The sequence below is a fragment of the Draconibacterium sp. genome (assembly GCF_041583095.1).
Lineage (GTDB): Bacteria > Bacteroidota > Bacteroidia > Bacteroidales > Prolixibacteraceae > Draconibacterium.
In genome coordinates this window covers 1-3,453 of sequence record NZ_JBFHGM010000395.1, presented here as the reverse complement: position 1 = coordinate 3,453, position 3,453 = coordinate 1, and the positions used below count along the sequence as shown (strand labels likewise).

At 41.9% G+C, this 3,453-nt stretch carries 3 protein-coding genes and 1 pseudogene; all 4 read right to left on the bottom strand.

Annotated elements, in window-relative coordinates:
* Positions 1 to 716: sialate O-acetylesterase (locus ABZB17_RS21655; protein WP_372653588.1), on the bottom strand; the 716-nt coding region annotated here is incomplete at its 3' end.
* A 38-nt stretch (positions 717 to 754) separates the two neighbouring features.
* Positions 755 to 2,338 (bottom strand): glycoside hydrolase 43 family protein, encoded by a 1,584-nt coding sequence (locus ABZB17_RS21650; protein WP_372653586.1) that lies wholly within the window; start codon positions 2,336 to 2,338, stop codon positions 755 to 757.
* A gap of 119 nt (positions 2,339 to 2,457) precedes the next feature.
* The gene (locus tag ABZB17_RS21645) at positions 2,458 to 3,021 is read right to left on the bottom strand and encodes a DUF3237 family protein (RefSeq protein WP_372653584.1); all 564 of its coding nucleotides are present in this window, start codon (positions 3,019 to 3,021) and stop codon (positions 2,458 to 2,460) included.
* 13 nt (positions 3,022 to 3,034) lie between these two features.
* Positions 3,035 to 3,453: pseudogene (locus tag ABZB17_RS21640) on the bottom strand (xylan 1,4-beta-xylosidase); the annotation flags it as partial.

The window sequence follows — 3,453 nt, the reverse complement described above, 5'->3', positions numbered from 1 at the left end:
GCATTGGGAATTACATCGGGCAGTGTAGCAATAATTTTATTCATACTTGCGCAACTTCCACCCTGGTCATCGCCAACCACTTCTCCGGCAAGTAAAGGCACATTTTCGGCCTGAAGGCCAAGATCGGCAAGCAGGTTGTCGTATACAACTTTAACTTTCTCAGTCCATAACGAATCGCCGGTGTTCGACTCGCCCTGATGCAACAAAATACCTTTTATAACACCATCTTTTTGAGCCAGCTTTGCCATTTCAACCAAACGGCTATACGGGTCGTTGTCGTAGGGTTTGAGCATGCCCATCATCCAACCGGGAGCTGTTTCCACGTATGATTCACAACTATCCTTGTCAAACAATTCAATTTTACAACCGCCAACGGCAACATTAATAACACCTACTTTAATATGTTTAGGCAAATTTTCAACCAGTGTTCTGCCAAAATAATCGGCAGGCGTTAAACCTGTTTTACAACGGCATAAAGGCGGTACAGCCGTGTACCAGCTTCCTTTTGTTCTGCCCAGTTCGGAGCAATCGATGGTTGACATTACCTGAAAACGTGGATCTACATCTTCAGTATCCTGCGCTTCAATACGCGCACTCCCTTCCATATTTGATTGCCCAAAGCAGAGATAAATATGAAAATTAGGATCCTGCGAAAATCCTTTTAACTGAACCACCAACAGGGCAGCCAGTAGAAGAACATAAGTTTTAAGTTTCATTGTTTTACAATTTTGATTTAGTTTTTTAAGAATGCAGTTTATTTATTTACAGTGTCTGCTGAAATCTGATCACTAATTCTGAAATAGTCAAAATCAACGTATCCTCCGGTATTCTTTGTGGCATAGTTAAACAGCCCAAAACGATAGCCCATAAAATGTTCCATCAGGGTATACTCCATTTTTAGCGGACCTCCAATTGCTGTCCATGTTTTCCCATCGAGACTGTAATAAAAGCGAGCAATATCTTTGCGTTCGCGGAAATCGCAGTCGATTTTAAAATACACTTCGTTTTGTGTTAACGGGAGACTTTCCATTTCTACCGGGGTATCGGTTTCGTTGCTGATCATGTAAATGAATTTCTCGCCATCAATCATTTTTACGCCTACTTGTCCATACTTTCTTTGTAAGGCGCACAATCCGGCAAAATCGCCATCTTTCATGTTCGAAGCATCCATTAATGTATTGGCCGAACTTACCGGGCCAAAAGTTCTCTGAGTAAGGGTGTTTCTTGCATACACAAAACTATTGTCAACACGGCCGGTGGTAAGCCGTAAATATCCTTTGCGGTCGCGTACCGACCAAAGTTCATTCACCGGATTATGATTCCACTGCCAAACCAGTGGCAGATCTGGATCATTCTTTTTGCGGGTAAATTCATCGGAATTCACAATTCCAGGAATTAAGCCTTTGCTTGCCGGTAAATCCAGTTCATCGGGAACTTTTCCATCAACACCCAAAACAGGCCAGCCATCTTCCCATTTCACAGGTACTAAGTACGGAATGCGGCCTACCGAACCATAATCGCGGAAAAGAAAAGAAAACCATTTTCCATCCGGCGTGTCGATCAATCCGCCCTGTGCAACACCTTTATCCTGCAAGGCCAGGCGACCTTCCCACGGACCATTAATATTATCGGCCCGGTGAATAACAACCGAACGCATGATGCCGCGCGGCCAGGTAATGTTAAACAGGTAATATTTTCCATTTGCTTTAAAAAGTTGCGAGCCTTCTGCTGGCAGCATAATATTGTCGCCAGCCGGTGCACTTGCATTTTCAATCAATACTTTTTCTGTTCCTTCCTTAACACCCGAAAAATCAGGTTCCAGTTCGGCAATCATTAATCTTCCGGCTCCCCAAATCATATAAATTTTGCCATCATCGTCTAAAAACAAGGTATTGTCGTGCAAACTCGGAGAAAACTCGTGTCGTTTCCATTCGCCTTTTTCAATGTTGTTGGTTGTGAAAACATATGTTTTGCCGGTAGTACTCGAAAAGGTTGAAACATAATAGGTGTTGTTGTGGTATCGAATGCAGCTCGCCCACGATCCTTTTCCATAGGCGCGTTTTTCGTTGTCGAGATTCATAGCATCATTGTCTGCCAGCCTATCGTAAGCATAACTCACCATCTCCCAGTTTACCAGATCCTTCGATTTCATAACCGGCACTCCCGGCGCCATATGCATGGTAGTGCTACTCATGTAATAATTATCGCCAACGCGGATCATCGAAACATCGGGAACATCGGCGTGTATGATTGGATTTTTAGCTTTTACTACTTGAGCCCGGCTGTTTGTTATCAGAAACAGCATCAGGATTACCAGGAAAAAAGAACGTGTTTTCATTTTATTAAAATTGTTTATTATTAAAGGTATAGGTTTGATATGTTCAGCTTTTATTCAAGATTTGTTTCAGTTTATAAAGTTTAATTTGCTCTGTAGATTAGTTCAAGCTATTTTGGGGCTCACAATACCTTGTAAACCCCAATTATTACATAAGGCTCTTCATTGGGTTTTAACCGAGGCATTTCGAGTGTTCCTAAAAATATTGCGTGGTTTAAATAATCGTAAGCACTTTCAATTGGAGCTTCAATATCGATCACCGATTTCACGTAAAAGTCACTTTCTTCTCCTTGTGCAGGAGTGTGCATTAGCGCTTTATTTAAAATTTGCAGTACTGTTCCGTCCTCAGTTTTCATTAAATAACGGGCATACAGTTCGGTATCGCCATCGGGACGAACCAATTGCCAGTCTTCGCCACCGGGTAAAACCTCGCCCTTTATATTTGGCCCGCTAAAAGTTCCGCCTGTAATGGGAATCACACGACGTGTTCCGCGTTTACTTTCGCCAACATTTATCATCGTACCAATTTTCACATTGGCTTTCCACATCAACTCGGTTTTAAAATCACGGTAAATACTTTCCGTGTTTTCAGAATTACTGTTCTGAGCAAAACCATGGACAGAAATGATAAGCAGCACCACAAGGGTTACTGTTCCTACTCTGTTTTTATAAAAGTTAAAGCTCATTTTTGATACTGTTTTAATTGTTTCCAACCACAACAACTTTCTTTCTACCAACTATATAAATCCCATCTTTTAGCCCCTTTGTTGCCTGGGATCTTTTTACTTGCGAGCGTATCCTCGCCCCGGTAATGGAATAAACATCCACAAATTCGGGTTCTGAATCAATCGGGAAAAGATCATCTATTCCGGTAGGCTTTGCGTAATTTTCGTCGTTAGTGAGGTATATATCATTGATGATTAGCGGACAACCACCGGTTGACCAGAAACCAACATTATAAATATGTGAGGGATCCAATTTGGTTGTTGTTCCGTCTTTGTTCATTTTATCAAGCGAAACCACCACCTGATCTTCGTTACCAATATCGTATATTCCGGGTGTTGTCCAGTAGCTGTTTTCGTCGTATAATCGGAATGAAAACCCACAGGCATTTGTGT